This is a genomic window from Bacillus sp. UNC438CL73TsuS30 (assembly GCF_000482325.1).
Taxonomy (GTDB): Bacteria; Bacillota; Bacilli; order Bacillales; family Cytobacillaceae; genus Neobacillus.
This window is the reverse complement of sequence record NZ_KI535295.1, coordinates 700,461-726,929: the sequence shown is the minus strand read 5'-3', so window position 1 is coordinate 726,929 and position 26,469 is coordinate 700,461. Positions and strand designations below refer to the sequence as shown.

Genomic DNA, 26,469 nt, shown 5'->3' with positions numbered 1-26,469 from the left:
TACAATCGACAAATTACCCCCAAATTCGTGGTAGGGTTATACGTAGGTTATTCTGTAAGAATACTAGAGAAAAAGGTGAAAAAAACATGTTATCTACATCAGAAATTGGTATTGATTTAGGAACTGCTAATATATTGGTCTATACAAAAAACAAGGGAATTGCCTTAAACGAACCCTCCGTGGTGGCAATTGATACCACTACAAAGCAAGTCGTTGCAGTAGGTACCGAGGCAAAACAAATGATTGGGAAAACCCCTGAAAAAATTGTCGCAATCCGCCCGTTAAAGGATGGAGTCATTGCCGACTATGATGTAACAACCGATATGCTAAAAGCTGTTATGAAGAAAGCTGCTAAAATAGGCGGTTTTTCCATCCGTAAACCAAATGTCGTGGTTTGTATCCCTTCTGGCTCGACCAGTGTTGAGCGAAGAGCAATTCATGATGCTGTTCGCAATGCCGGTGCGAAAAAAATAAGCTTAATCGAAGAACCAGTGGCTGCAGCGATTGGTGCGGGTTTGCCGGTCGATGAACCAGTAGCCAATGTTGTCGTAGACATTGGAGGTGGAAACACCGAGGTTGCCATTATCTCCTTTGGCGGCGTTGTGGCTTGTCACTCCATTAAAGTGGGCGGTGACCGTCTTGACGAAGAAATAATTCAACACGTACGTAAAGTATATAATGTCCTAATTGGGGAAAGAACTGCTGAAAACATTAAAATGGAAATTGGCTATGCCCTGATTGATCATGAAGAAAAATTCATGGATGTCCGCGGACGCGATTTAGTGACTGGATTGCCAAAAACAGTGAAACTATCATCTTATGAAATTCGTAATGCTATGAAGGAGTCATTATTACAAATTTTAGAAGCAATCCGAGCAACGCTTGAGGACTGCCCTGCAGAGCTGAGCGGTGATATCGTTGACCGAGGCGTGATTTTAACAGGTGGCGGCGCCTTAATGAATGGAATGGAAGAATGGTTGAGTAAGGAAATATTTGTTCCGGTTTCACTTGCGTCAAATCCACTTGAATCTGTTGCGATTGGTACTGGGAAATCCTTAAAATATATTAAAATGCTGCAAACGGCGGCGAAATAAATTATTAAAGAGGTCGAAATCTGTGATGGTTTCGACCCTTTTAATTTCTACCTCATTTTTTTGACCTGTTTGGATGACTTATTTGCCGGATTATCTGGATATTTGCCACTTTGCAAATTTTATTTTCCTTTTTTCCAATTTATTGGCCAAACTATATCAATTTAATATCGATTGAAAACACTCAATTAATGAGTAAACATCAATTCCTAAAAAACTACATCCAATATAAAGACAACAATCATGATTAACTGGATAAATGCTTTTGCAAAAGTTCCGCTTAAAAAGGCAATTAATGTAGCAAACGCCACTTTTATCGAACCTTGGAACGTTTTCTTTTGCAGCAATTCGGCAATCAAGACCAATACAAAAGGAACTATAATAACACCAAAAGGTGGAATGATAAAGCTGCCGACAATTAATCCGATTGTAGCTGCACGCATCCCCCACTTGGATCCTCCCGCTTTGTCCACAAAGTGAAGATTCGCCAAATAATCCGCTAAAAATAATAAAATAGTAAGGATCACAAGCATGGTCCACGAAACCCAGGAAAGTTCATTTGCATTAATCCCGAATTGATACAGCAGGACACCACCCCATATCAGCAAAACGGATGGAATAATCGGATAAACGAGTCCAACAAAACTGAAGATAAAACAGACAATTATTATGGTCCAAAATATAATGGCCAAGATCGAAATCACCTCTATTTTTTTCCTTTTAATAAATTTTAAATCATCCTTTATTCCTCTTTGCCTATACTTTTAAATTCCCTCTGTTTTTGTAAATAATAATAATTTATTTAAAAAAAGAATTAAAGGAATAATACGATTATGCAATAAAATTTGGAGGTGCAACGATGACTAGTAATATACCCCTAACCGCCTCGGAATTAGGAAACTTATGGCAGGCTTATCGGGAAAAGTCAATGGTGCTGAGGGTACTTGAGTATTTTATTGAAAAGACGGATGAAAATGAAGTGGTAGAAATTTTCCAAAAGGTATATGCAATAGAAAGTAAAAATGAACAAAAAATAAAAGAAATTTTTAAAAATGAAGGAGCAGTTATACCAACCGCCTTTAACGATAGTGATGTTAATTTAAGTGCCCCACCGTTATTTGATGAAACCTTAATGATGATGTATATCCGAATGATGAGTAAAGTTTTGTCCGGACTTTATACATTACACGAAGGGATGTCCTATCGAGCCGATATTCGTGAATTATATATGGAATTAACGACGGATATGCAGAGGATTTATTCCGATACAACGAAACACCTATTAGAAAAGGGCGTTTTGTCCCGTCCTCCTATTGTGCCGATGCCAATAGAAGTCGACTTTATCAATGATACCAATTATACTAATGGCTTAAATCCGTTCCGAAAAAAGCGGGTGCTTAATGTGGTTGAAATTGGTTTAGTTTATCAGTCATTGGAAACGAATATCACCGGAATGCGTTTAATGATTGGATTTGAACAAGTAGCTAAAGAACAGGATGTAAAAAAATACTTTACGCGAGGGAAAGAACTGGCTAAGGATGTTATATCTAAAATGAGTAATCTTTTATTAGATAGCGATATACCCGCTCCTTCTACATGGGCTGGTATGAATACAGAATCAACCACTTCTCCCTTTTCAGATAAACTAATGATGTATAACACGAATTTATTATCGATTTTCGGACTAGGCAGTAATTCAATTGGAGCAGCTTTTAGTTTTAGAAATGACTTACTATTAAATATGGGAAATATTATAGCCAATACATTTGATTTTGCAAAAGATGGGGGTGCAATTTTAATGAAACACGGTTGGATGGAAGAACCCCCACCCGCAAAAAACTAGAGCTTGGTGTTCCCAAGCTCTTCCAATTCCTTTTCGATTAACGCTTTACTTAGTGAATGGAATCTTAATATCCTCCCCAACTTCAGCCATGCTTTCACATTTGAAATCCTTTGATGTTTCATATGCTGAAAAAGTTTGATATACACTTCCTGAAGCACATCTTCAGCCATTTCAAAGTCTCTAAGTATCGATAATGCCATTGCAAAAACATGTTTTTTATGTGCATTGAATAATTGCTTAAATTCTGCTAAGTTATCAATGGGCATATCCGATTGTTTTATATTCGTATGAACCATTTTTGGCCTCCTTTCATAGAGTAGACGGTTTCATGCCACTTTTTATTGGAAAAATTTATATTTTTAAATAAACAAATTATTGAATAAGTGAGGCATTGTAAATGAAGATTGATTTACCAAAAATTTCAGATGAATTACCCACTAGAAATTTCCAAGATATTTTTTATGAAGAAGACCCTGAATTGGAAATGTGTAAAATTGTAGATTCCGTTTTTGAAAATGAAACGGTTGACAGAGCTCGTCTTTCTAATATGGTGATTAAGAATAGTAGGTTTAACCACACCAATTTTCAAAATATCGATATAACGGATGTAGTCTTCGAGAACTGCGATTTATCGAACGCCAATTTGAGCAAGTCTTCTATTCACAGAGTCGTCTTTAAAAATAGTAAATTATTAGGTGTCGATTTTACGGACTCTCGTTTTGGAAATGTTCAATTTGAAAATTCCGTCTTAAACTTAACAACATTCGGAGATTCCAAGCTGGAAAAAGTAAGCTTCCAGGACTCTTCATTAAAAACCACAGATTTTTTTAACTGTAAACTTAAAAATATCGAGTTTCAATTATCTAACATTGACGAGGCAAACTTTGATCAAACATCCCTAAAGGGAATCGATATCAGCACCTCTAATTTTAATACACTGACTGTAGCAATGGATGATTTAAAAGGGTGTAAGGTTTCATCTTATCAAGCGATTCAATTTGCTGCATTAATGGGGTTGATTATTAAGGATTAGCTAGGGTGATGAAATGCTAAATTGTATGTGGGTATTCTTTAGTGTAGTTCAAGAATTCAAGAGTGAGGAAATTCCTTTTGGTCATGGATTAACATATGAATATTGCTAATGGTTTCAAGCGGAAGAAGACGTTCAGAACTAGATTTGTTCAAACGTCTTCTTTTTTAATTCATAAGATCATTTTAGGAGCCTCATTATTTTGATTAATAATCCATAGTATTTATCTTCGGAAATTGCGTCTTTGTGTTTTTGTTGGTGATGATTTAAATGAATCCAAGCATTTTCCGCTTTTCTTTCCAATTCCTTTTTTGTGGTTTCAAGAAATATTTGGTATTCATAAGGCGGCACTGTTCTTTCCCTCCTTTGCAATTTGTTCTTTTATAAATAAAACGACCAGACGGTTTATATTAAATTTTATGATTATGTCTTAAAAATGTTCCAACTGCAATGAACACAAATTTCAATGTCGACCCTGTTCTACCTGTAAGAGCCTGTTTTAAAAAAACGATCAGACGGTTTTTTTAGGATGAAAAACAAACTTAACCTTAAAAAAAACCGACTGTTAGGTTTATTTTAATTCAAACTTCCAAATTTTTCAATATCCCTTTAGCTGGAGACAAAAATATTTAAGAAGTAGTCATTATTCTTTGTAAATACATTTCCTTCACTTCGTTTATTGTCTGTTGATATGGATAATCTTTGTAGACAATCGTTTGAGAAACTACTCCATCTATAACGGACCAAAATAAATCTGCAAAAACTTCAGGCTGAACATTTTGCTTAATCTCACCAGCCATCTGCCCCTCTGAAATAATCTCGGCAATTTCCCTAACAAAATATTTATGGCGGCGTTCGTTTAGAACTTCCATTAACTCCGGATTTCTGGAAGCATGAAGCTTAAACTCAATATGAATCGCGAAATGCGCTTTATTTTCTTCCAAAAAAGGATCCATTTCAAGGTAAGCATCAAACCAGAAATTTAATTTTTCAATCGCTGACTTTTTTTTCGATAATTCCAGTTTCTTATTCTCATATACTTGAACAGTTTGATTACTCATCAATTCCAGATAAATTTCATCCTTGCTTTTAAAATAATTATAAATGGCTCCCTTACTAATACCCGAATGTTCAACAATATCATTAATAGTTGCCTCTTGAAATCCTTTTTTGGCAAAACACACAAATGCACTATTCAAAATTTCCTTCTTTTTGTTCTCTTTATGAGCGTCAGATACAATCGGTGGCATTTCGATCCCCCTTTAAATTATTCAATATTTAAAATTCATTTAATCATATTTCCCCACCAATGCCAACATACATATTTGTACGACGAAAAAAATTTGGTATCCGTACAATAGTAATATTCAAACGCCAGTGACCTTGCCATTCTTAATTTCTTTTAACAAATCAACTAATGGCAAGTAAAATAAAAAAAATTTTACATGCAAAAGCCAGGCAAACTGCCTGACTTTTTGCATCATACTTATTCTATGTTTTTCCTATAATTTACTTTTAATAGACTTTTAAAATCTAATTCGGCAATCAGCACACTGATTAATAATAGCATTGCACCCAGGTAACCTTTGTTTGAAAGAGATTCCCCTGTAAAAATGAAGGCAAATCCTGATGAAAAAACAGGTTCTAATGTAAAAATAAGTCCAGCATGAGTAGGGGTAGTATATTGTTGTGCAATGATTTGAACAATAAAAGGAATACCTGTACAAAAAATACTTAAGACGAGAGTGGATAACCATGCTTCCGGATTGTCCGGCAATTTAGGCTTTTCCATAAGTAAGGAGAAAATGGTACTAAAAACTCCAACAAAACCAAGCTGCAAGACTCCTATAGAAATAGGATTAACATTTCCTGCTATCTTTCCCGTAACAATGATATGAATCGCATAAAATAAAGCACAAAGGATACATAATAAATCACCATATGCTATTTTGAATTGGTTATTTAATGTTAAAAGCCCTATACCACATAGTGCTAAAGCAATCGCCCATCCAACCTTTTTTTCAGGCTTTTGTTTTAAAAATATGGTGGATATAACAGGAATAAAAATGACGGTTAAACTCATTAAAAAACCAGCATTCGAAACGGATGTATACTTTGTACCGAAAGTAGCAAAAACATAAACAAAAAACAAAATAGATGCTAATATAAATGCATATTTTACTGTTTGAAAATTAATTTTTAATAAGTGTTTATAGAATACAATCCCTGATACAAGAAATGCAATCATAAAACGCAAGGAGATTAAATTATATTCTTCCATATGATAGAGGGCAATCTTCGTAAGTAAAATAGACGCACCCCAAAAAAATGTAATCATAAGAAGCATTAAATCCGCTCTTAGTTGAATTTTCATGTTTTTTTCCTCGACAATCTTTAAAATTAATGTTTGAATCAAACCCAAACATAATTATATTCAATATTCGTTTCCCCATAACCTGCTAGGTATAAATTTTTTTTAATATTAAAGAACCAGGCGAATTGCCTGGCTCTTCTTACATTACCCGTTTAAACATCTTCTCCATATCATATGAGGAATAATGCACAATGATCGGTCTTCCATGCGGACACGTAAACGGGTCCGATGCTTTTCTCAAGTCATCAAGCAACGCTTGGATTTCATCATTGCGCAAATGACGGTTGGCTTTGATGGAAGCCTTACAGCTCATCATGATTGCCGCTTCCTCGCGGAGTTTTTTTATATCAACCTTTTTCATCGAAAGAAGCTGCTCAATCATCTCTTCAATGATTTCCTTTTCCTCACCTTTTGGCAGCCATTGCGGGTGAGAACGGACGATAAAACTATTCAATCCAAACTCTTCAAGAAAAACACCGACATTTTCAAGTTCATGGATGTTTTCATTAATTTTCAAAAAGTCATCTGTGGAATATTCAAAGGTTAACGGAACCAGCATTTCCTGTAATTCAGAAGCCACCTGTCCAACCTTTTCACGGAAGTATTCATACTTCAACCGTTCCTGGGCGGCATGCTGATCGATGATATATAAGCCATTTTCATTTTGGGCAAAAATATACGTTCCGTGCATTTGCCCAATTGGGTACATTCGCGGTACCCTACTTTCATTTTGCTCTTCAACCTCAGGCGGTTCGGAGAACGATTCTTCTTCCATCTCCTGCTCATTAGGTTCTTCATGAAACTCTTTAAACGATTCTGGAAAATCCCAGGTTTCCGGTTCTTTTTGAATCGGAGGATTAAAAAATGTTGATTCCAGCCGAGGTCGGGTTTCCTGAATTACCGGAGCCGGAATAGACTGCGGCTCCATTTCCTTCACTGCTGGTATTTCCCTTGTTCCCTCATCCAGAACCAATGAAGTCTGCTCCGACTTCGGCATTTCTTTTTTTGCAACCGTATAAGCAGTAGGAATTAGAATCTTCGATTTAAACGTCTCTTTGATGATCGATGTTACCAGCTCATTTAACTCCGCTTCCTTACTAATCCTAACCTCCATTTTCGAAGGGTGCACGTTCACATCAACCAGCAGTGGATCCATCTCGATGTTTAGAAGGACAATCGGAAAGCGCCCAATCGGCAGCAATGTATGATAGCCTTCTTGAATGGCCTTCGCCAATGGATAGTTTTTAATAAAACGGCCATTGATCATTGTTGAGATATAGTTTCGTGATGCCCGCGTTACTTCCGGCATGGAAGCAAACCCGCTAATTTTATAATCAAGTGACGATCCTGTTATTGGCACCAGCTGTTTAGCAATCCCTAGACCATATATGGACGCCAAAACTTGACGAACATCACCGTTCCCGTTCGTTTGCAGCAATTTCCGTTCATTATGAATTAAGCGAAAAGCCACCTCTGGATGTGATAGCGCCAAACGGTTCACCACGTCCGTAATATTCCCAAGCTCAGTATGGATGGTTTTCATATATTTCAAGCGGGCAGGCGTGTTGAAAAATAAATCCGTAATCGTAATATCAGTACCGCGGCGGCTTGATGCTTTTTCAAATACTTCGACCTTTCCGCCTTCAATCAAGACTCGATTTCCGGCACCTTCTCCTGTTGAAGTTTTCATCTCTAACCTTGCAACGGATGCGATACTTGGCAGGGCTTCTCCGCGGAACCCAAGTGTCCGGATTCGGAAGAGGTCACTTTCATTCTTGATTTTACTTGTGGCATGGCGCTGAAATGCGATTAACACATCGTCTTCTTCAATCCCGTAGCCATTATCCGTGATACGGATTTTCGCAAGGCCTGCTTCTTCGACCTCAATTTCAATTACCGTACTTCCGGCATCAATCGCATTTTCCACTAACTCTTTTACAACAGATGCAGGTCGTTCAACAACTTCCCCCGCGGCAATTTTATTGGACAGGATATCATCCAATTGAATTATCTTGCCCATTTACGTCACCCCCTATTTCAACTTTTTATGGAGCTCGTACAACAAATTAATCGCCTGAAGTGGTGTTACATCCAATAAATCTATTTCTTTAATTTTATCTAACACACGTTTTTCTTTTGATAATAGGTCCGTTTTCTTCTTCTCAGCAGGTTCATCGAAAAAGGATAACTGAGCCGGCTGTTCGACTACAACTGTTTCGTTTTTTTCCGTATTAGCCACGATTACAGGTGCCTCCGATTTCCTTGGAATTACCTGAATATCCGGCTGCTCTAACGCCGTCAATATCTCATTTGCCCGGTCGATCAATTCCGGCGGCAGCTCCGCCAACTGGGCAACATGAATCCCGTAACTCTTATCCGCAGGACCTTCTTTTATTTTATGAAGGAAAACAACCTTGCCATTATGCTCAATCGCGCTAACGTGGATGTTCGTCAGTTTCGAAAGCCCTTCTTCTAATACAGTTAATTCATGATAATGGGTTGAAAAAAGTGTTTTCGCCCCAATTCGGGTATGAATGTATTCAATGATCGCTTGTGCCAACGCCATTCCATCATATGTGGAAGTTCCGCGGCCGATTTCATCAAACAGAATCAAACTGTTTTGTGTTGCATTGACAATCGCATTTCTGGCTTCAAGCATTTCGACCATGAATGTACTCTGCCCGGAAATTAAATCGTCTGCCGCCCCGATCCGGGTAAATACCTGATCAAAAATCGGCAGAACAGCTTCTTCAGCCGGCACATAACAGCCAATCTGCGCAAGGATTGCCGTTAACGCAATCTGACGCATATACGTACTTTTACCGGACATGTTTGGTCCTGTGATGAGAAGAACTTCGCGATCACCATCCATATAGCAGTCATTCGGAACATATTCCTGTGAGTTAAGAACTTTTTCGACAACCGGGTGACGGCCATCCCTTATAACAACACGGCGTTCATCTGAAAATTCCGGTTTCACATAACGGCGTTCTTCGCTTACCTGTGCAAAGCACTGTAGGACATCAAGTTCACTAACTGCTTTGGCTAATGCTTGCAATCTTGGAATCTGCTCTTTAACGATTTCACGGATTTCAGTAAAAAGCTCATATTCGAGCTCCCCGCATTTTTCTTCCGCTTGTAAAATTAACGCTTCTTTTTCCTTTAATTCCGGTGTAATAAACCGTTCGGCATTTGTTAAGGTTTGTTTCCGTTCGTACTGCCCTTCTTGTAAAAGATGCAGATTCGCACGGGTTATTTCTATATAATAGCCAAAAACGCGATTATAACCGACCTTCAAGGATTTAATGCCCGTCTTTTCACGCTCTTCCCGTTCCAATTGTGCAATCCATGTTTTCCCGTTGCGGCTCGCATCCCGGTATTGATCCAATTGTTCATGATAACCATCGCGAATGATGTTTCCTTCTTTTAACGAAAGCGGAGGATTTTCTACAATCGCCTGCTCTAACAAATCGGTTACTTCTTCACAAGGATCAAGAGATTCCGCAATTTGAATCATTTCTTCATTTTGCACGTTTTGTAAAATTTGTTTTAAAAATGGAACTTGGAGGAGGGAACGTTTTAATTGGACTAAGTCCCTGGCATTTACATTCCCGAATGCAACACGGCCCGCTAAACGTTCCAGGTCGTAAACTTCTTTCATTTTTTCACGAAGCTCTTGGCGCTCAAAATAGTTATTCAATAGCACTTCAACCAGGGTATGGCGATGCTCAATTTCCTCTTTATTGATCAAAGGCCGGTCAATCCAGTGTTTGAGCATCCTGCCGCCCATCGCGGTCATCGTCTCATCCAATAGCCATAATAAGGATCCTTTTTTCCCTTTTGAACGAATGGTTTCGGTTAACTCAAGATTTCGCTTTGAATAATAATCAATTTTCATATATTGATGGATTTGATAAGTTGTCACGGGTTGAAGATGGTCGAGACTGCGCTTTTGCGAGCGGTACAAATAGTTAATAAGCCTTGCAGCAGCTTGCTTCAATTTATCCTGGTTCAAATCCTCCAGCAGAACGGCAAAATTCATTTCTATTGAACTATTATCTTCAAAAGAAATCGCCAAAACATCTCGTTCACGCATTTTCTTTTGAAGACCCCCGTCAAAATCGCTTGCCACTACTACCTCTTTGGCACTTAATACGGCGATTTCATTGAGTACTTCTTCAAAGTTGTTTGAAAGCAATGTTACTTTGCTTTCCCCTGTAGAAATATCGTTGTAGGCAAAACCATAAGTTTGATCATCAAAAGCGGTAATCGAAGCAATATAGTTGTTCTCTTTATCTGATAACCCTTTGCCCTCCATCACGGTCCCAGGGGTGATCAGCTGCACGACTTCACGGCGGACAACCCCTTTGGCCTGTTTCGGGTCTTCGGTTTGTTCGCAAATGGCTACTTTATAGCCCTTACCGATTAATTGTTCAATATAGTTGGCCGCAGAATGGTACGGAACGCCGCACATCGGAATCCGGTCTTCCGCTCCGCCTTCCCGGCTCGTTAAGGTAATCTCTAATTCTTGCGATGCTTTAATGGCATCATCAAAGAACATTTCATAAAAATCGCCTAAGCGAAAAAATAAAAAGGCATCTTGATAATCTGCCTTCACTGCTAAATATTGTTGTATCATCGGCGTATATCCAGCTGCCATAATGACCTCCACGTTTTCATCATTTCGAGTATCTTCGACAAACTATTATAACATATTGGGATGGCGTGGGGCACATGTGGAAATTACCAAGTTAGTTTTTGGGGATATTCATTACGAGCGGGGCGGTTTCGCAGATAAAATGGCGTTTATCGCAGATAAAGTGTCCGGCTACGCAGATAAATCACTCAGTATCGCAGATAAAGTCCGATTTATCGCAGATAAACCTTTTCCAAAAGGCTGCAGTAAAGAATTTTTTAAACAAAACATTGAATTTTTACCTAGTCTAGCCAATCGATTCACCCGCATATTATTTTATATAGAAAAATCCAAAGAATTGGGGTGGGTGTATGCAGAAATGGTTTGGTGGCAGTAATAATGGATATGTCTTTAAAATGTATTCAGTCAGCCATTTTGCAATCCTCGTTATCCTGATTATTGGTACAGCTTGTATTTATCTTTTCCGAAATAAAATAAAATGGAAGACTGCAGAAATTGGAGTAGCGTTTTCCTTATTAGTCTTTGAAATCACCTATCATACCTGGATGCTCATAAATGGTAGCTGGGAACTCAGCTCCGCCCTGCCTCTTGAACTTTGCAACATCAGTCTAATCTTAACTGTTTTACTTCTGCTTACTCGCAAAAAAATAATCTATGAAATTTTACTCTTCACAGCATTGCTCGGTGCAACTCAGGCACTCATTACACCGGTATTACATTACGATTTTCCGCATTTTCGCTTTTTTCATTTTTTCTATACACATTTAATGATTATTTGGGTGCCGATGTATTTCACCTGGGTGCATGGATACCGTCCGACCATCTGGTCTGTAGTCAAACTCTTTGTGTTTCTAAATGTGCTATTGCCATTCATCATGTTGATCAATAAACTGGTTGACGGCAATTACATGTTTTTAAGTCATAAACCCACTACCGCCAGTTTATTGGATATCCTCGGCCCCTACCCTTGGTATATCTTATCGATGGAAGGTCTGCTCATTACTTTAAGCTTGCTTGTTTGGCTAATTTTTAGAGAAAGGGGGCTGAAAACTTCACATGTCGTCAGGCACCATGTAAATAAAAGAACTTTTTATTGACCTTTTTTATCCAATTTATTATAATAAAAGACGTTCCAAAAAATATGTCCCGATAGCTCAGCACGAATGAATTAGCTTCCATGAATATACTTCAGCGTACTGACCGAACTGCTTCTTGATTAATCATTTTGAGGTCAGGACTGGATATGAGTAAAATTTGGGTGTAGTAAACAAAATAATTAAGTTCCAACTTGTCCCGATAGCTCAGCAGGATAGAGCAACAGTTTCCTAAACTGTAGGTCGGAGGTTCGAATCCTCTTCGGGACGTACAAAACCTTGAGAAATCAAGGCTTTTTTTTGTAAAAACAAAAACGCTGCAAACATACAGCAGCGTTTTAATTACTTTGTTAACTTAATTTTAAAAGCTTTCGCAACGAAAGCTTTATCCTGCGAGAATCCTCGATAAATACCGAAGTGAAATTCTTACCACTGCCATAACTGACTATGCCTTTATCCCTTTAATACCCGGCATATATTTTCTGTAGTAAAAGCTAAGTTTTCTTGGCCTGATTTGAGAGCTTCCTCGAGTGGGGTAACCCCTTTTAAGATACCAATAATGGCGTTAAATCCATTATTGTATAATACCTCAACACCATTACCAATTCTACCGGCAAAAGCAATTACAGGAACGGAGTGTTTCTTTGCAATTGCAGCCACTCCGTACGGCGTTTTACCGAACAAGGTCTGACCATCAATACTGCCTTCTCCTGTAAAAACGTAATCCGCCCCTATGATTTTCTCCTCAAGTCCCGTATACTCGATGACAAGTTCAATCCCTTTTTTTAATCGGACATTTAAAAACGCCAATAAACCTGCGCCAAGTCCGCCAGCCGCTCCTGCACCATCTGTTTGGGCAATATCGAGGTGCAGTTGAGTCTCTATGACTTGGGCAAAATGAGCTAAATTTTGGTCAAGGAGTTTCACCATTTCCGGGTTTGCCCCTTTTTGTGGACCAAAAATGGCTGACGCACCATTTTCACCAATTAAAGGGTTGGTTACATCACAAGCGACATCAATCTTTGCCGTTTTAAGTCGTTCATCCAATCCGCCTATGTCAATCAAATGTAACTGGTCCAATGCGCCCCCGCCAAATGGAAGCTCTTCTCCATCTTGATCCTTAAAAGAAACTCCAAGTGCCTGAAGCATTCCCATTCCGCCATCATTGGTAGCACTTCCGCCAATTCCTATTAAAAAACGGCTCACACCTATATCGAGGGCATGCTTAATTAATTGACCTGTTCCATAAGTAGTCGTTAATAGTGGATTTCGGTCTTCAAGTTTTATAAGTCCTAATCCACTTGCACTTGCCATTTCAATAACTGCGGTTTGTCCTCCATCTAAAAGGCCATATTCTGCTGTAACAGTTTTTCCTAATGGCCCGATTACATCTGTTTTGATGACCTCGCCGTTTGACAAACTCACAAGGGATTCCACAGTACCTTCCCCGCCATCTGCCATCGGAACAATGACACATTCTGCATTAGGAAAAACCTTTTTGATTCCTTTTTCCATTGCAAGGGCAGCATTTTTCGCAGTCATACTTTCCTTAAATGAATCTGGCGCTAGCACAAATTTCATCACAATCTGTCCTTTTTCTAAATTTCTTGTTCAAACAATGGAATTTGACGTTTTAGTCATCCCATTTTTTATCGTACAAGACACGGAAGCTTATTATCAAATTTCCAGCCTGGAATTAAATATTGCAGTTCTTTTAGTAAGGCTCTTATAAATTAAGTCAGATACTCCACAAACATAGGGTGTACCAACTAAGGAAGAACCTTTTGATGCTAATCCTAAAAAATACTATGTAATACCAAATAAAGTAAGATTCCACCTATAAAGAACAATGGTGTACTTTTAAAGGTTCCACGATTAATTAATGGCAATAATAAGGTTCCACAAAGATATAAGAAAATTCCGACTGTTATGGATAAACCAATGGCAACAATTTGTTCTTGATGATCTTTAAGTCCTGATAATAATATCGCAGACCCTGCTCCTACCCAAGTGAAAATTCCTTGAACGATAAGATAAATTGTCGTTTTTTTGCGGCCATTTAAAAAAGCAAGCATAACGGAAGTATAAGAGAGTCCCTCTGGGATTTTATGAATCACAAGTGCGATTGAAACAAAGACACCTAATTCAAAAGAGGCAGAATAGCTGATCCCGATAGATAACCCCTCAAAAAAATTGTGAAGCAGCATTCCAATGGTTAAACCCCTTAAAGTTGCAGTATCACTGTTATCAAGTCCATTTTTCCCGTTTGATGTTGTTGGGAGAAAGATAAAATACATAATAAGGAAACCAATTAATATGAACAAACTGCTGTTATGGATACCTTCTTGTACTTCAGGAATTAAATCCAAAAGCGCAATGGATAACAATAAACCGGCACTAAGTGCGACCAATGATAATAAGGTTTTTTCCGACCAATTTTTCCGAAATAAAACGAGAAATCCTCCAAGAATGTAGGCAAGGGATGAGATTAATACAACAAGTAATACCGTTGGAGTCAGTTTAATCCTCTCCTTTATCGTTCATTCCTCAATATTTATTCATTAAATTGTGAAATGATTACAATATTGAGATGATACACCCATTGAAACACTGAAAAATGAGGTGTCTTATCCAGATCACCTCATTTTTGTATGCTTTATTAATAGAAGCTGCTTGCTCCAACAATAATTAAAAGAATGAACAATACAACAATTAAAACAAATGGACTAAATCCTCCATATCCACCGAATCCGCCATAGCCATAACCACCACAACCGCACCATCCGCACATAGTAGACGCACCTCCTTAAGGTTGTTTACTATATTAATATGCATCTTTATCATTTAAAGGAAATGGTAATATAACATGTCAGTTAAAAATGGATGTTTGTCCTGCCCTATATTTTTACAAAGCAAAAGGGGACACATAGACTGTCTACTATACAATTTATGTTTGAAGAAGGTGCAGTGAATTTTCAATGTCGTTATAGTAAATAACCTCAGAAAGAACCTTGTAACCTTGTACGTTGCCAAAAGCTTCTCTTGCTTCTTTTTCGGTATTAAATTCAAACATTGTAATTTCTTCATTAGAATTGACAGTAATGATCCACATGGGTATTCCACTCCTTTAAGATTGTTTTTATTTTACCTTAAGTTAATTGCAAATAAAGTATAATCAAAATATTCTGAAGTGAAAACGTTTCCCAAATTAAGTTTTTTTCATAAATAAAATATATTTTGTTCATTTAGTTCACGCTGGAATTTAATATGCCACAAAATAGCCCCGCTTTAATAGCAGGGCTAGAACCTTTATGGCAACATACAGTGTACCTTCTTTCACTTTTCTTGAATCTTGTGAAAGATGATTGATTTCAATAAATGTTGAACCTCAATTATTAATTTTGAAGATTTAAGTTTCTTGATTTTCGTTTATTCGTTAGGTTTCGCTTTTCAAAATAATAAGTTGGTATGATGATAGCTGCCCAAATCGCAAAATAATTTAGAACATCACGAAACGGGTTGCTGCTGCCACCATGTCCATTTTTCCCATGAAATTTTCCTTCACGAAAATCTCCACTAGGCGGTCCCTGTACTGTACTTGTTGTTAGTCCTGTATTCCCATTGTAAGATGACTGCCTGCTTTGTTGTACTTGTTTAGGTACAAAATCAGCAATATTTGAAGACGTTGCTGCGGAGTACCATTGAATTCCGCCTGCTAAAAGGGCGATGGATAGTACTACTGATGCAATTACACCTTTTCTAAGTTTTCCTTCTTTTGATTTAAACGCCTTTTTACAAATACTCATTACCCATTGCCAGTGGACCCCAACATGAAGGCCCACTAATGCAAGTGTTACGTCTGCAGAGAAACTGTGGATTCCTCTAATCGAGTGTCCACCTTGTACCGCAAGACTTGGAAAAACTACCCTGGAAATTAAGATACCTGTAATAATAACCGTTACCATCGAAATTAATAGCAAAATGTTTAACAAATAACTAAATTTTGTTTTTTTTAGGAAGTTTGGGATCAAAAATCTTTTTGGTTGTATTAATCACCCAACGGTAATTCAATCCAATGTGTACAACAATCGCTGCCCCGATTACCAGACCAGCCACCTCATGAAAAGGTAAACCATTTAATACCCTTGGATCCATTAGCAACACAAAAGTGATAGCCATTAGTAAATCTATTACAATCTTTGTATAATTTTTTTTCAAGTTAATTCCCCCAAATGTAAATTTTGTCCTTATCTCTGTTTTCCATCTTAATGGGGGAACCTTAATAAAAGCTTAAGTTCATTTCAGCCCGTTATCCCGTTTGAGCTTCAACAAAAAAGCGCCTAATCCATTTGGATTTGGGCACTCTTTTTGTTAAAAAGTTAAAGTTTCTCTCCATTTGTTGAAATTACATCCTTATACCAGAAGAAGGATTTTTTCTTTTTGCGTTCTAATGTACCGCTGCCATCGTCATGTTTGTCAACATAAATATAGCCATAGCGTTTCGAAAACTCGCCTGTCGACATACTTACCATATCAATACAGCCCCAGCTTGTATAGCCCATTAATTCAACCCCGTCTTCTATAGCTTCACCCATTGCTTGAATATGTTCACGAAGATAGTTCATTCGATAGTCGTCGTTGATTGTGCCGTCTTCTTCTACCTTGTCATAGGCGCCTAACCCATTTTCGACAACAAACAATGGCTTTTGATAACGATCGTATAATTTGTTTAAAGTGATACGTAATCCGACAGGGTCAATTTCCCAGCCCCAGTCACTTATTTTTAAGAATGGATTTCTAATGCCGCCAATAATATTCCCTTCCGAACTGTCCTCATCCGTCTTCGCTTTCTTCTCTGTACGAGACATGTAATAACTAAATCCTATATAATCAACAGTTCCTTCTTTCATTAATTCTAAGTCGCCTTCATGAATCTCTAATTCAATATTATGTTCTTTAAAGAAGCGTTTAATAAAAGCCGGATACTCACCCCGTACTTGTACATCAGCACAATAGTAATTGAAAATCTGTTCTTCCTGAAGGGCATACATCACATTTTCTGGATTGCTATCAAAGGGATAAACAGGTGCAAAAAGAACCATACAGCCAATTTTAGAATTCGGTATGATCTCATGACACATCTTGACCGCAAGCGCACTGGCAAGAAATTGATGATGGTAGGCCTGGAAGGTCGGCCGGTATTTATCTTCTTCTTTTTGAATGGAAAAACCAAGTCCTTGAATCGGCATCACCAAGCTGCTATTGATCTCATTAAACGTCATCCAGTACTTTACTTTATTTTTATAACGGTTAAAAATTACTTTTACATATCTTTCAAAGAACGTCACCACTTGCCGACTTTTCCAGCCTCCATATTCTTTTACCAAATACAGCGGCATTTCATAGTGGGAAATGGTTACGACTGGTTCAATACCGTGTTTATCCAATTCATCAAACACACGATCATAAAATGCCAGCCCCTCCTCATTCGCTTCTACCTCGTCACCGTTTGGAAAAATTCGTGTCCAGGCAATCGACATCCGGAATGCCTTGAACCCCATTTCTGCAAACAACGCAATATCTTCTTTATACCGATGATAGAAGTCAATCGCTTCATGATTTGGATAGTAATATTGATCAGGATGGATCTCAAAATCAAAACCGGGATTTAATAAAATTTTATACCGCTCTTTTCCACCTGGAAGAACATCGGCAATATTTAGTCCTTTTTTCCCTTCGTTAAAGCCGCCTTCTATTTGATTGGCTGCAGTAGCCCCTCCCCATAAAAATCCTTCTGGGAAATGATATTTTTTCATTTTTAGGTACCTCCAAAATATATTCCATTATTAATATTTGTTTTTTAAATGAATTTATATCTTTCTCCATCTAAAATTGAAAAAGGTTCAGAAACTCAGTTCTGAACCTTTTTCCTTCCCAACAACCTTATTTCGGTTTCGGAGAATTTTATATAAGAACATACTGCAAATTGAGCATAGTATGGCCAATCCTGCTATAAACACATAACCTGCCTGAAGGCCAATTAGTTCACCTCCTGCACTCCCATGCCCCCATACTCGATTGAAAAAATCAATGATAAAGCCGACAAGCAAATTTCCAATAATGCTTGAAATCCCTAAGAGAGTTACCGTAAAAGTGATCGCTGTCCCTACCCCTTTAGAATATTGTTTAGCAAGCAGCGCCATAACGGTCGGATAGATTGGAGCAATCCCGATTCCTGCAATCGCAAAGAGAATCGCCCCTTTTTCTCCGCTGAAAACTGCTGCAAAGCTGCATACACCTGAAAAAGCTGAAAAAATCATAATGGAAAGGGTGTAGCCAATTTTATCCGTAATGGGTCCGGCAAATAGCCTTGAGAGGGTAAAAAATAAGAAAAAGGAAGAAAGCATTCCCGAAGATTTATTTAATGACCAATCATATGCATTTTCCAGATAATATACAAGCCAGCTTCCAATTGATATTTCAGACACTACCCCAAATGAAAGGATGGCTACAATCATCCAAGCAATTGGATCCCGAATCAAATCACGAAACGATGTAGATTCCCCCTCATTATGATGATCTTCTGGAAACCTGCCGAAAAGTGAAGGAAGGATGGGCAAAATGGAAAGAGAAAGAATCATTAAATACATACCACGCCAGCCAAGTTCCCCACTCAGAACATTCCATCCCATCATGGAAGCACCCAAAATAGGTGCCCCGATTGAACTAAGTCCATAAAAAAAATGGGAAAGGTTCATCATCGTCCCCGTGTTCTTAGTAAAAATGCGGGCAGCCATAATTCCAAGTCCAATCTCGAGGATGCCGTTTCCCAGATATAACATAAAATAAGATAGTGTTAATGATGTATACCCCTTAGACAAAAACATCAATATACCCGAAAATGCCATCGAAGCAAATGCAAGGATTCCTGTCCATTTAATTCCGATTTTATTAGATAGACCTGATGTAAAGGAGCATGCCAGCAGATATCCGAGAGAATTTAGGGCAAGCAAGAAACCAAGCTGAGATTCGTGCAGTTTGAATTCGGACTGCATAACCGGCAGCGCTGGGCCTTTGACATTTTCCGATAAACCAAAGATAAAAAAGCCGCCGAACACCACAAATAATAACAGGATCGAATTCACTCTTTGATTCTTCAAATCTATTAACCCCCAGACAATGGCAGAACATAGAGCCATTTTAAACTGAATTTCTCACATTAACAATAATGAATGGCCAGGATATGTTTAAAATTGTATGCGATGAATCACACTTTTTTTCTTAATTGCTCAAAGCAGCCTGAAAATTGTTTTTAACATTAAGGTAATGTTTTTCAACAAGGGGGAATAGGATATGGTAAGTACTCCAATATTCGAATCTTCTTTGGAAGGGGTCGATATTTGATGTGGCAGCTATGGCTTACAGGTTTAATTGGTATATGGGTATTTTTCTCCCCGTGGGTATACAACTTTACTGATAACACCGGTGCCTTATGGAACAGCATCATTTTTGGAGTTATCCTTCTAATTTTAGCGATTTGGGCAGGAAGTAAGGCGAAAAATAATAATACTTGATCGTACAGCAAGATTAAATAGCTTCATATTGGAGTACGATTCCCCTCCTTTTTGGAGGGTTTTTATGTTTTAAGAATTCCATTACATAAACGAAAATAGCCACTAAAAGAAGTAAGAATAGACTATAGCATGGGCTTTAAATAACGTATATTACTTTGTTAAATACATCACAAATTTGTTGACAGAATACTAGAACAGGTGTAACGTAAATCTTAGTTAAATATTTAAAATATTCTTATCAAGAGAGGTGGAGGGACTGGCCCTTTGAAACCTCGGCAGCAGACTTTTTGTACTGTGCCAATTCCAGTAGCGTTTTGCTAGAAGATAAGAAGAGAACCCATTACGTTTATGCCCCCCTCTTCTTATTTACGAAGAGGGGTTTTTAATTTTTACGAAAGAAGGAAAATATTTATAACCAAAACATTGGTAAAAGCTCCGTTCAATCTCGATCCAGTGGAAAAAGATAAAGCATATTGTAAAAATTGCTGAAAGCGTATGGGGCAGCATTTAAATACATCGAAAAACCCTTCTTCCCTTAGGTTGGAAGAAGGGTTTTTACTTGGATACCTAATTATTTTGTAACGCTCGCCAATTCCACTTCTGGTGATGTGACCTTATCATAGAAATCAACGAACTTATCACGATCTGTAGTATTACGGTATGCCATAGCAACACGTGGATGTTCATTCAGAACACCAGAAATCATGTAAGGAATGATATAGCCCCACTCCCACTTTTGACGCATTTCCAGCATATGTTTTTCAATAATACCTAGAACTGGCTTAAGCTCATAGCTTGTTTTTTGGATGTAACTAACAAGAAGCTCTGTGTGGCAGTTACCAGCTGCACGACCCATACCATAAACAGAGGAATCCAAGAAAGTAACTCCGCTTCGCATTGCAGCGATTGTATTGGCAAACGCTAACTGCATATTGTTATGTGTATGAATTCCAAGTTCTTTGTTAGGTACCAGGTCTTTAAACTTTTTCACTAGATGCTCAATATCAGCTGGATCTAAGCTTCCAAAGGAGTCAACAATATACACGACATCTACAGGACTGTTTCGTACCAATTCAAATGCTTCAATTAGTTGCTTTTCAGGTACACTTGATAACGCCATAATGTTAAGGGTAGTCTCATACCCCAAATCATGAAACATTTTAACAAGTTCCAAGCCCTTGTCCACTTCTCGGATATAGCAAGCTACTCGGATCATATCTAAAACACTTTGTTCGCGTGGCAGGATGTCATTAGGGTCTACACGACCTATATCTACTAAAGCAGATAACTTCGTAAACTTTTTCTCAGGGATGATTTCTTTCAGGAAGTTATCGTCAAGAAATCTCCATGGATTGGGTTCCGTTGCTTTAAGAAGCTTTGGTGAGTTTTTGTATCCAATCTCCATATATTCAACGCCTGCTTCACTTAAGCCATTATACAGGTCTTGAACAAATTCGACGCTGAAATCCCAATTATTAACCAAACCCCCATCCCGAATCGTACAATCTAAAATTTTACTACGTTGTCCCATGATGTAACTCCCCCTATTTTTCCCTTATACTTGAATTATTTTTCACTTTAATACGTTTATTTATTAAAATTCTTATTGTGTTTATATCATTTTTCGATAAAATGTGTCAATCTATTTTCCTGAAAATTCAAGATTTTTCTTTATATTAATTGAAACTTACAGTTTAAAATTACTAATTCTTTCTACTATAACTAAATTTCGTGAGTTATGAAATTCTTTCCAAATAAAATTCTTTCAGAAATTTATAAAAAGCCGAAACTGTGTTTAATTCTAATATTTCTTTTCGAATTGTTGTGAGATTGGGATATCATAAAGAATTCTTCCCATAGTACCAAAGTTTAACTTACTTGAAAGAAGCTTAAGTTGATATAATTGTTTTAAAGACATTTTTGAAAAAATACGTTGTATTCCAGTTGGGGGAACTGAAATGTGTCCTTTTTATAATAATCAAGGAAACTCAGAACATGAGAACACTTTATTTAAAATCAAAGCGAAGGAAATGATAGAAGAAAAAGAAATTGAGGTCTCTTCAGAAATTATGGAAGAAATCATCAGACACTCTATACTTGACAATAGTGAAATTGTTTTTCTATGTATTGGCTCAGATCGATATGTTGGGGACTCACTAGGACCTCTTGTGGGTACGATGCTTAGAGAAAGTGATATTCCTTATCATGTATACGGCACGTTGAAAGAACCCGTTCACGCCTTTAACTTAAAGGATATTTTGAAAGACATCCAGAAGCAGCATAAAAAGCCGTTGATTATCAGTATTGATGCATGTTTAGGAGAAAAAAACCAAGTAGGTTTTATTTATTTTATCAAAGGACCACTCGCTCCTGGGAGTGCCCTTGAAAAAGTTCTTCCGAAAGTGGGCGATTACCATATCAAAAGTATGATTAACTATATTGATCCATTACCAGCATCACAATTTCTAAATGACACCCGTTTATTTACCGTTTTCAATTTTGCAAGAACCATTGTAAAAATTATTTGTCACACAATAAAATAACCATCATTAATATAGAAAAAACAGAGCTGCTTTACAAATTTGTAAACAGCTCTGTTTTTCTCTATATTAAAAAATACTCAATGCACCCGTTACTACAGCAACGATAATAATAACTAAAGAGCAGAAAACAGACCATTTAAATGCAGCCTTCTGGAACTCTCCTAGGTCGGTATTAATCATTCCTACTAATAGCAGCGTAGAGGCTACCAACGGGCTTAAAAAGTGTACAGGCTGGCCTAACACCGAAGCTCTGGCGATTTCTAATGGGTCTACCCCATAAGCAGATCCTGCTTCCGCCAAGATTGGCAACACTCCAAAATAATAGGCGTCATTTGATAAAACGAAAGTAAACGGCATACTTGTCAGAGCCACTACTGCAGGAAAAAATGACCCTAAAGAATCTGGAATAATTGAAACGAGTGAATGAGCAATTGCGTCCACCATCTTTGTTCCAGAAAAAATACCCGTGAAGATCCCCGCTGCAAAAACGAGTGTAACAACCGTCAAAGCATTTCCTGCATGTGCCATTAACCGCTCTTTTTGTTGTTCCAAGTTTGGATAATTGATCATGGAAGCTATAACAAAACCAATAAGAAATAGCACCGGAGCCGGTAATATTCCCATTACCAAAACGACCATTACCGCAATTGTTAACAGCAGATTGAACCATATCAGTTTAGGACGCTTTATATTACCTGACATCTCAATCGCAATAGCAGCTTCAGGAATAGCTGAAAGGTTTCTCGAAGGTGACTCTATAGTAATTACACCAATTTTTTTTCGTTCCTTTTTTCCTAGAAAATAGGCTGTAACAAGGATACTTCCGATTCCGGCAAACAAGGTAGGTAAGAGCGGGAGGAAAAATTCATTGGCGTCAAGACCCAAAGAGGCAATTGCCCTTGTAGCTGGCCCTCCCCATGGAGTCATACCACTCATGATACTGACAGAAAGCATTGATATAGTCCCAAGTACTAGTGGACTCATGCCCAATCGTAAATATAGGGGCAGCATTGCTGAAATAGTAATCATGTGTGTAGTCGTACCGTCACCGTCAAGAGCAACTAGCAAGGCAATGATAGCGGTTCCAATAGCAATTTTTACTGGGTCCCCTTTTACGAATCTTAACATTTGTTTAATAAGCGGGTCGAACAATCCTGAGTCAATTAAAATACCGAAAAAGAGAATCGCAAACAATAATAGTGCCGCTGAAGGGGCAACAACTTTTAGACCCTCCATCATCATATCTCCCAATTTTAAGCCAAACCCGCCAATTAATGCGAAGACAATTGGAACCACAACAAGGGCTATGACCGGAGATAATCGCTTTGACATAATCAAGTAAGTAAATACAACAACCATTGAAACTCCTAAAAAAGTAATAATATAAATCCCCTCCATAAAAGAAATCGCTTACAAACTCAAAGAAAGAAGATAATGGTTATTTCCAATCTTCTTATCTCTGAAAACTATATTTTTAGAATATTTCAACATTCAAAATAAGTAAAATATATATTTTTTAGGATTTTCTAAAAAAAAACTTATAATCTAGTTATATTTTTTATGCAAGCGATTAAAAGAGTGAAGTACAAGAAAAAGAATTACTTTCTTTCCTTGTACTATTTTTATAAATTAGGATTTTGGTTTAAAAAGGTTAAAAAGGTTTTTACAGTTGTTAGCTGCAATTCGTCTTTGTTGTACATTAACCACGTACTTCTTAAAACAGGTGTACCATTTTTGTAAGACAATCCATAAGTAAATAAATTATCAGATGGTTGTAAACAAATTTCAGGCAATATCGCAATCCCTAAATCATTTTTAACCATTTCTTTGCAGGTTTCCTGTCGGTCAGTTTCCATCGTTACGAGCGGAGGTTCTGAAAAACGATCGTGCCACCAGCCATTGATTAGATTTTTTAGGGAACTGTCGGTTTGATAATGAATAAAAGGAAGTTCTGGTAATTTATTCATATCAACCTCACGTTTGGAAATAAGACAAAGCCTTTCCTCATGAAGCATAGTTTTGGCTCCATACCAATCGTAATTTCCACGCAGTATTCCCAATTGCACACTTGAAGAATTAAGTAGGTTCATAATACTGGTACTCCAACCCGTATTAACACTAAATTGAACATTTGGATATTCGGTAGAGAATTGCTTTAATAGTTTAGGAAGCTTATATTGAGCAAAGTTACTCGATACTCCTAATCGCAATGTTCCCCTTACCTCCTCCTTCATATTCAGTATGTAATCTTTCGTTTGCTGAAGTTTTTTTATCATTTCTTCTGCATAATCAGCTAAATAGAAACCTTCTGAAGTAAATTCAATCCCACCTTTTATTTTAAAAAACAATTCAGTACCAAGCTCTTTTTCTAAATTCTTCAACCTGTATGTTAAAGCAGGCTGTGAAATATACAGTCGCTCCGATGCCCGGCTAATATTTTTTTCTTCGAACAATACCTTGATTGCGACCCAATCTTTCTCATCCATAGGAATCCTCCATTCATAGGATTATAAAAAAATTTTCATGTTTTTCCACAAAATTATCTATTTTACTTATGATCTAGTTTATCATACTATGTTTTCAAAAGAATATTACTTTTCAAAAAATCAAAAAGGTGGTTTTATAACATGAGAGTCCCAGTTGTCATTATGCGTGGTGGAACCAGTAAGGGAGTATTTCTCAATTATGAGCACATGCCTGAAAATCGTGCTATTTGGGAGGACTTTCTTCTCGATATCATGGGCAGTCCCGATCAAAGGCAAATTGACGGGCTTGGCGGTGCGAATTCCTTAACAAGTAAAGCGGCTATTATTAAAAAATCTACTATTCAAGGTGTGGACATTGAGTATACATTTGCACAGGTAAGCCTTGATAATCAATTCGTAGATTTTAGTGGTAATTGCGGCAATATTTCTTCTGCAGTTGGACCCTATGCAATTGAACAAGGTCTTGTACATCCCATTGAACCAGTTACAAAAATCAAAATATTAAATACGAACACCAACAAGTTAATTATTTCTGAAGTTGAAGTAAAAAATGGGAAAGTTCAAACAGAAGGAAGATGTTCGATCCCTGGTGTCCCGGGAACAGGTTCCCCTATTTACCTTTCCTTCACCCGTTCGGAAGGGGCTGTAACCGGAAGGCTTTTTCCAACCGGAAAACCATTGGACTGGATTGAAACAAAAAATGGGACTATACCCATTTCGATTATTGACGTTGCCAATCCACTTGTTTTCGTCAGAGCTCAGGATGTGGGACTTATTGGAAATGAATTGCCACATGAGTATTCTCCCGAAAAATTAAGGGAATTAGAAGAAATTAGATCTACAGCAGCTGAAATGTGCCACTTTTCTAAAAAAGAGGATGCAACTAAAAAATCTCCTGCCGTACCGAAAATGACTATCATTGCCCCTCCTATGGAGTATATTGATTCAACAGGAACGACGAGAAAAGCGTCGGATATGGATCTGACAATCAGAATGATGTCCATGCAAAAGCCGCATCAAGCGCTTGCGATTACAGGCGCGATTTGTACAACTGCAGCTGCTTTCTTGAGGGATACTATTTTATCAGATATTGTTACACCCAACCATGAAATTGTTAGATTGGCACACCCTGCCGGAATTATGGAAACAAAGGTGGACCTGCTTGCCGGCCATATCAATGCAATAAAGGTAGTTCGTACAGCCAGAACCATCCTTGAGGGTTTTGTTTTTACAAAGGAAAATTATCAAATTTTAGAACTAGCTGCTCAAGCAAATTAACTTTCTACTATTGTCGAAGTAATAAAAAATTAAGAAGAAACGGGGACATTTTATATGTGGGTAATCACCTTGCATTCGGAGGAAAGTATTAAAATATTCGAATTTTCTACTGAAAGAGAAGCTAGAGATGCGATGCTAGATATGGGCGGAAATTTGATCTTAACTGAAGTAATTTATTTTAATGACCCCTGCTTCGTTTAGATAGGTTCTATTATAAATGTTGTGTAGCGACAAAAATTACTGTTCAAGAAATGGAAGTGTCTAAGGAAATAAATAAAAGCGATGTTATATTTAAGGTTATAATACATCGCTTTTTTTATTTCATAATAAAACTACTCCTTTATTTTTTACATTTGGTCCCTCTACTTTCTTAAATTTCTATTAAAATTCACTAAATTATTTCTTAATTTCTTCTTACATTCTTCTAAACCTGTTCATCATTTATTCATATTCATTCATTAATATTGTTTTTAACATCTAATAGATTACAAATTTTAGG

The 26,469-nt window shown here is 37.4% G+C and carries 25 protein-coding genes, 1 tRNA gene and 1 riboswitch; of the genes, 9 read left to right on the top strand and 17 right to left on the bottom strand.

Translation table 11 applies throughout. The annotated features are described in order from the left end of the window. The first annotated feature begins 86 nt into the window (after positions 1 to 86). Positions 87 to 1,094 carry a rod-share determining protein MreBH gene (mreBH, locus tag M028_RS0117335; protein WP_026574978.1) on the top strand — a complete coding sequence of 336 codons (1,008 nt, stop codon included), beginning with the start codon at positions 87 to 89 and terminating at the stop codon, positions 1,092 to 1,094. Positions 1,095 to 1,300: 206 nt separating this feature from the next. On the opposite strand, the gene M028_RS0117330 is transcribed toward mreBH, so the two are convergent. After that, complete coding sequence (locus M028_RS0117330; protein WP_026574977.1) at positions 1,301 to 1,783, bottom strand: DUF456 domain-containing protein; 483 nt, start codon at positions 1,781 to 1,783, stop codon at positions 1,301 to 1,303. Between the two features lie 167 nt (positions 1,784 to 1,950). Between M028_RS0117330 and M028_RS0117325 the strand changes: the two genes are divergently transcribed. Continuing rightward, positions 1,951 to 2,934 (top strand): DUF3231 family protein, encoded by a 984-nt coding sequence (locus tag M028_RS0117325; RefSeq protein WP_026574976.1) that lies wholly within the window; start codon positions 1,951 to 1,953, stop codon positions 2,932 to 2,934. Here the strand turns inward: M028_RS0117325 and M028_RS0117320 are convergent. After that, positions 2,931 to 3,230: an RNA polymerase sigma factor gene (locus M028_RS0117320; protein WP_026574975.1), complete on the bottom strand. Its 300-nt coding sequence runs from the start codon at positions 3,228 to 3,230 to the stop codon at positions 2,931 to 2,933. The two genes, M028_RS0117325 and M028_RS0117320, sit on opposite strands and share 4 nt — an antisense overlap. A 101-nt stretch (positions 3,231 to 3,331) precedes the next feature. On the opposite strand from M028_RS0117320, the gene M028_RS0117315 reads away from it, so the two are divergent. Next, positions 3,332 to 3,967, top strand: coding sequence for a pentapeptide repeat-containing protein (locus M028_RS0117315; RefSeq protein WP_026574974.1), 636 nt, complete (start codon positions 3,332 to 3,334; stop codon positions 3,965 to 3,967). A 626-nt stretch (positions 3,968 to 4,593) separates the two neighbouring features. On the opposite strand, the gene M028_RS0117305 is transcribed toward M028_RS0117315, so the two are convergent. The 4 genes from M028_RS0117305 to mutS all read right to left on the bottom strand — a co-directional run bounded on the left by M028_RS0117305 (position 4,594) and on the right by mutS (position 10,998). Beyond that, positions 4,594 to 5,214 (bottom strand): TetR/AcrR family transcriptional regulator, encoded by a 621-nt coding sequence (locus M028_RS0117305; RefSeq protein WP_026574973.1) that lies wholly within the window; start codon positions 5,212 to 5,214, stop codon positions 4,594 to 4,596. Between the two features lie 236 nt (positions 5,215 to 5,450). Then, positions 5,451 to 6,338 carry a DMT family transporter gene (locus tag M028_RS0117295; RefSeq protein WP_026574972.1) on the bottom strand — a complete coding sequence of 296 codons (888 nt, stop codon included), beginning with the start codon at positions 6,336 to 6,338 and terminating at the stop codon, positions 5,451 to 5,453. Positions 6,339 to 6,477: 139 nt separating this feature from the next. Continuing rightward, complete coding sequence (gene mutL, locus M028_RS0117290; RefSeq protein WP_026574971.1) at positions 6,478 to 8,358, bottom strand: DNA mismatch repair endonuclease MutL; 1,881 nt, start codon at positions 8,356 to 8,358, stop codon at positions 6,478 to 6,480. 12 nt (positions 8,359 to 8,370) lie between these two features. Further along, a complete protein-coding gene (gene mutS / locus M028_RS0117285; protein WP_026574970.1) occupies positions 8,371 to 10,998 on the bottom strand; it encodes a DNA mismatch repair protein MutS in 2,628 nt (875 codons plus the stop codon). Positions 10,999 to 11,074: 76 nt separating this feature from the next. On the opposite strand from mutS, the gene M028_RS0117280 reads away from it, so the two are divergent. The 3 genes from M028_RS0117280 to M028_RS0117270 all read left to right on the top strand — a co-directional run bounded on the left by M028_RS0117280 (position 11,075) and on the right by M028_RS0117270 (position 12,359). Beyond that, complete coding sequence (locus M028_RS0117280; RefSeq protein ID WP_026574969.1) at positions 11,075 to 11,371, top strand: hypothetical protein; 297 nt, start codon at positions 11,075 to 11,077, stop codon at positions 11,369 to 11,371. Then, the gene (locus M028_RS0117275) at positions 11,346 to 12,092 is read left to right on the top strand and encodes a YwaF family protein (RefSeq protein WP_026574968.1); all 747 of its coding nucleotides are present in this window, start codon (positions 11,346 to 11,348) and stop codon (positions 12,090 to 12,092) included. The genes M028_RS0117280 and M028_RS0117275 overlap by 26 nt, the downstream gene beginning before the upstream one ends. A 193-nt stretch (positions 12,093 to 12,285) precedes the next feature. Next, positions 12,286 to 12,359 (top strand) — tRNA-Arg (locus M028_RS0117270). A gap of 183 nt (positions 12,360 to 12,542) precedes the next feature. Here M028_RS0117270 and M028_RS0117265 read toward each other — a convergent pair. From M028_RS0117265 to M028_RS0117235, 8 genes are all read right to left on the bottom strand, one after another. Next, complete coding sequence (locus M028_RS0117265; RefSeq protein ID WP_026574967.1) at positions 12,543 to 13,670, bottom strand: glycerate kinase; 1,128 nt, start codon at positions 13,668 to 13,670, stop codon at positions 12,543 to 12,545. A gap of 215 nt (positions 13,671 to 13,885) precedes the next feature. Then, positions 13,886 to 14,500: a ZIP family metal transporter gene (locus M028_RS0117260; RefSeq protein ID WP_026574966.1), complete on the bottom strand. Its 615-nt coding sequence runs from the start codon at positions 14,498 to 14,500 to the stop codon at positions 13,886 to 13,888. A gap of 248 nt (positions 14,501 to 14,748) precedes the next feature. After that, positions 14,749 to 14,880, bottom strand: coding sequence for a sporulation protein YjcZ (gene yjcZ, locus M028_RS32175; protein ID WP_081810770.1), 132 nt, complete (start codon positions 14,878 to 14,880; stop codon positions 14,749 to 14,751). Between the two features lie 156 nt (positions 14,881 to 15,036). After that, positions 15,037 to 15,201 (bottom strand): hypothetical protein, encoded by a 165-nt coding sequence (locus tag M028_RS33385; RefSeq protein WP_197031426.1) that lies wholly within the window; start codon positions 15,199 to 15,201, stop codon positions 15,037 to 15,039. A gap of 283 nt (positions 15,202 to 15,484) precedes the next feature. Next, a complete protein-coding gene (locus M028_RS30320; protein WP_231510832.1) occupies positions 15,485 to 16,081 on the bottom strand; it encodes a DUF4405 domain-containing protein in 597 nt (198 codons plus the stop codon). A gap of 4 nt (positions 16,082 to 16,085) precedes the next feature. Continuing rightward, positions 16,086 to 16,307 carry a hypothetical protein gene (locus M028_RS33640; RefSeq protein ID WP_231510831.1) on the bottom strand — a complete coding sequence of 74 codons (222 nt, stop codon included), beginning with the start codon at positions 16,305 to 16,307 and terminating at the stop codon, positions 16,086 to 16,088. A 161-nt stretch (positions 16,308 to 16,468) separates the two neighbouring features. Continuing rightward, the gene (locus M028_RS0117240) at positions 16,469 to 17,905 is read right to left on the bottom strand and encodes a glycoside hydrolase family 1 protein (protein WP_026574965.1); all 1,437 of its coding nucleotides are present in this window, start codon (positions 17,903 to 17,905) and stop codon (positions 16,469 to 16,471) included. Between the two features lie 87 nt (positions 17,906 to 17,992). Further along, entirely contained in the window at positions 17,993 to 19,249 is a 1,257-nt protein-coding gene (locus M028_RS0117235; protein ID WP_026574964.1) for an MFS transporter, read from the bottom strand. A gap of 243 nt (positions 19,250 to 19,492) precedes the next feature. On the opposite strand from M028_RS0117235, the gene M028_RS32170 reads away from it, so the two are divergent. Further along, entirely contained in the window at positions 19,493 to 19,663 is a 171-nt protein-coding gene (locus tag M028_RS32170) for an SPW repeat protein (RefSeq protein ID WP_026574963.1), read from the top strand. A gap of 232 nt (positions 19,664 to 19,895) precedes the next feature. Further along, positions 19,896 to 19,994, top strand: a riboswitch (SAM riboswitch). A 240-nt stretch (positions 19,995 to 20,234) separates the two neighbouring features. On the opposite strand, the gene M028_RS0117225 is transcribed toward M028_RS32170, so the two are convergent. Beyond that, positions 20,235 to 21,194 (bottom strand): aldolase catalytic domain-containing protein, encoded by a 960-nt coding sequence (locus M028_RS0117225; RefSeq protein ID WP_026574962.1) that lies wholly within the window; start codon positions 21,192 to 21,194, stop codon positions 20,235 to 20,237. A gap of 427 nt (positions 21,195 to 21,621) precedes the next feature. Between M028_RS0117225 and yyaC the strand changes: the two genes are divergently transcribed. After that, complete coding sequence (gene yyaC, locus M028_RS30315; RefSeq protein WP_035424184.1) at positions 21,622 to 22,206, top strand: spore protease YyaC; 585 nt, start codon at positions 21,622 to 21,624, stop codon at positions 22,204 to 22,206. A 66-nt stretch (positions 22,207 to 22,272) separates the two neighbouring features. Here the strand turns inward: yyaC and M028_RS0117215 are convergent, their stop codons facing one another. Continuing rightward, positions 22,273 to 23,589, bottom strand: a complete 1,317-nt coding sequence (locus M028_RS0117215; protein WP_026574961.1) for a CitMHS family transporter — start codon at positions 23,587 to 23,589, stop codon at positions 22,273 to 22,275. A 239-nt stretch (positions 23,590 to 23,828) separates the two neighbouring features. Further along, complete coding sequence (locus M028_RS0117210) at positions 23,829 to 24,692, bottom strand: LysR family transcriptional regulator (RefSeq protein WP_026574960.1); 864 nt, start codon at positions 24,690 to 24,692, stop codon at positions 23,829 to 23,831. 141 nt (positions 24,693 to 24,833) lie between these two features. Between M028_RS0117210 and M028_RS0117205 the strand changes: the two genes are divergently transcribed. Next, on the top strand, positions 24,834 to 25,970 hold the full coding sequence (locus M028_RS0117205) for a 2-methylaconitate cis-trans isomerase PrpF family protein (protein ID WP_026574959.1): 1,137 nt from the start codon (positions 24,834 to 24,836) through the stop codon (positions 25,968 to 25,970). Positions 25,971 to 26,469: the final 499 nt, after the last annotated feature.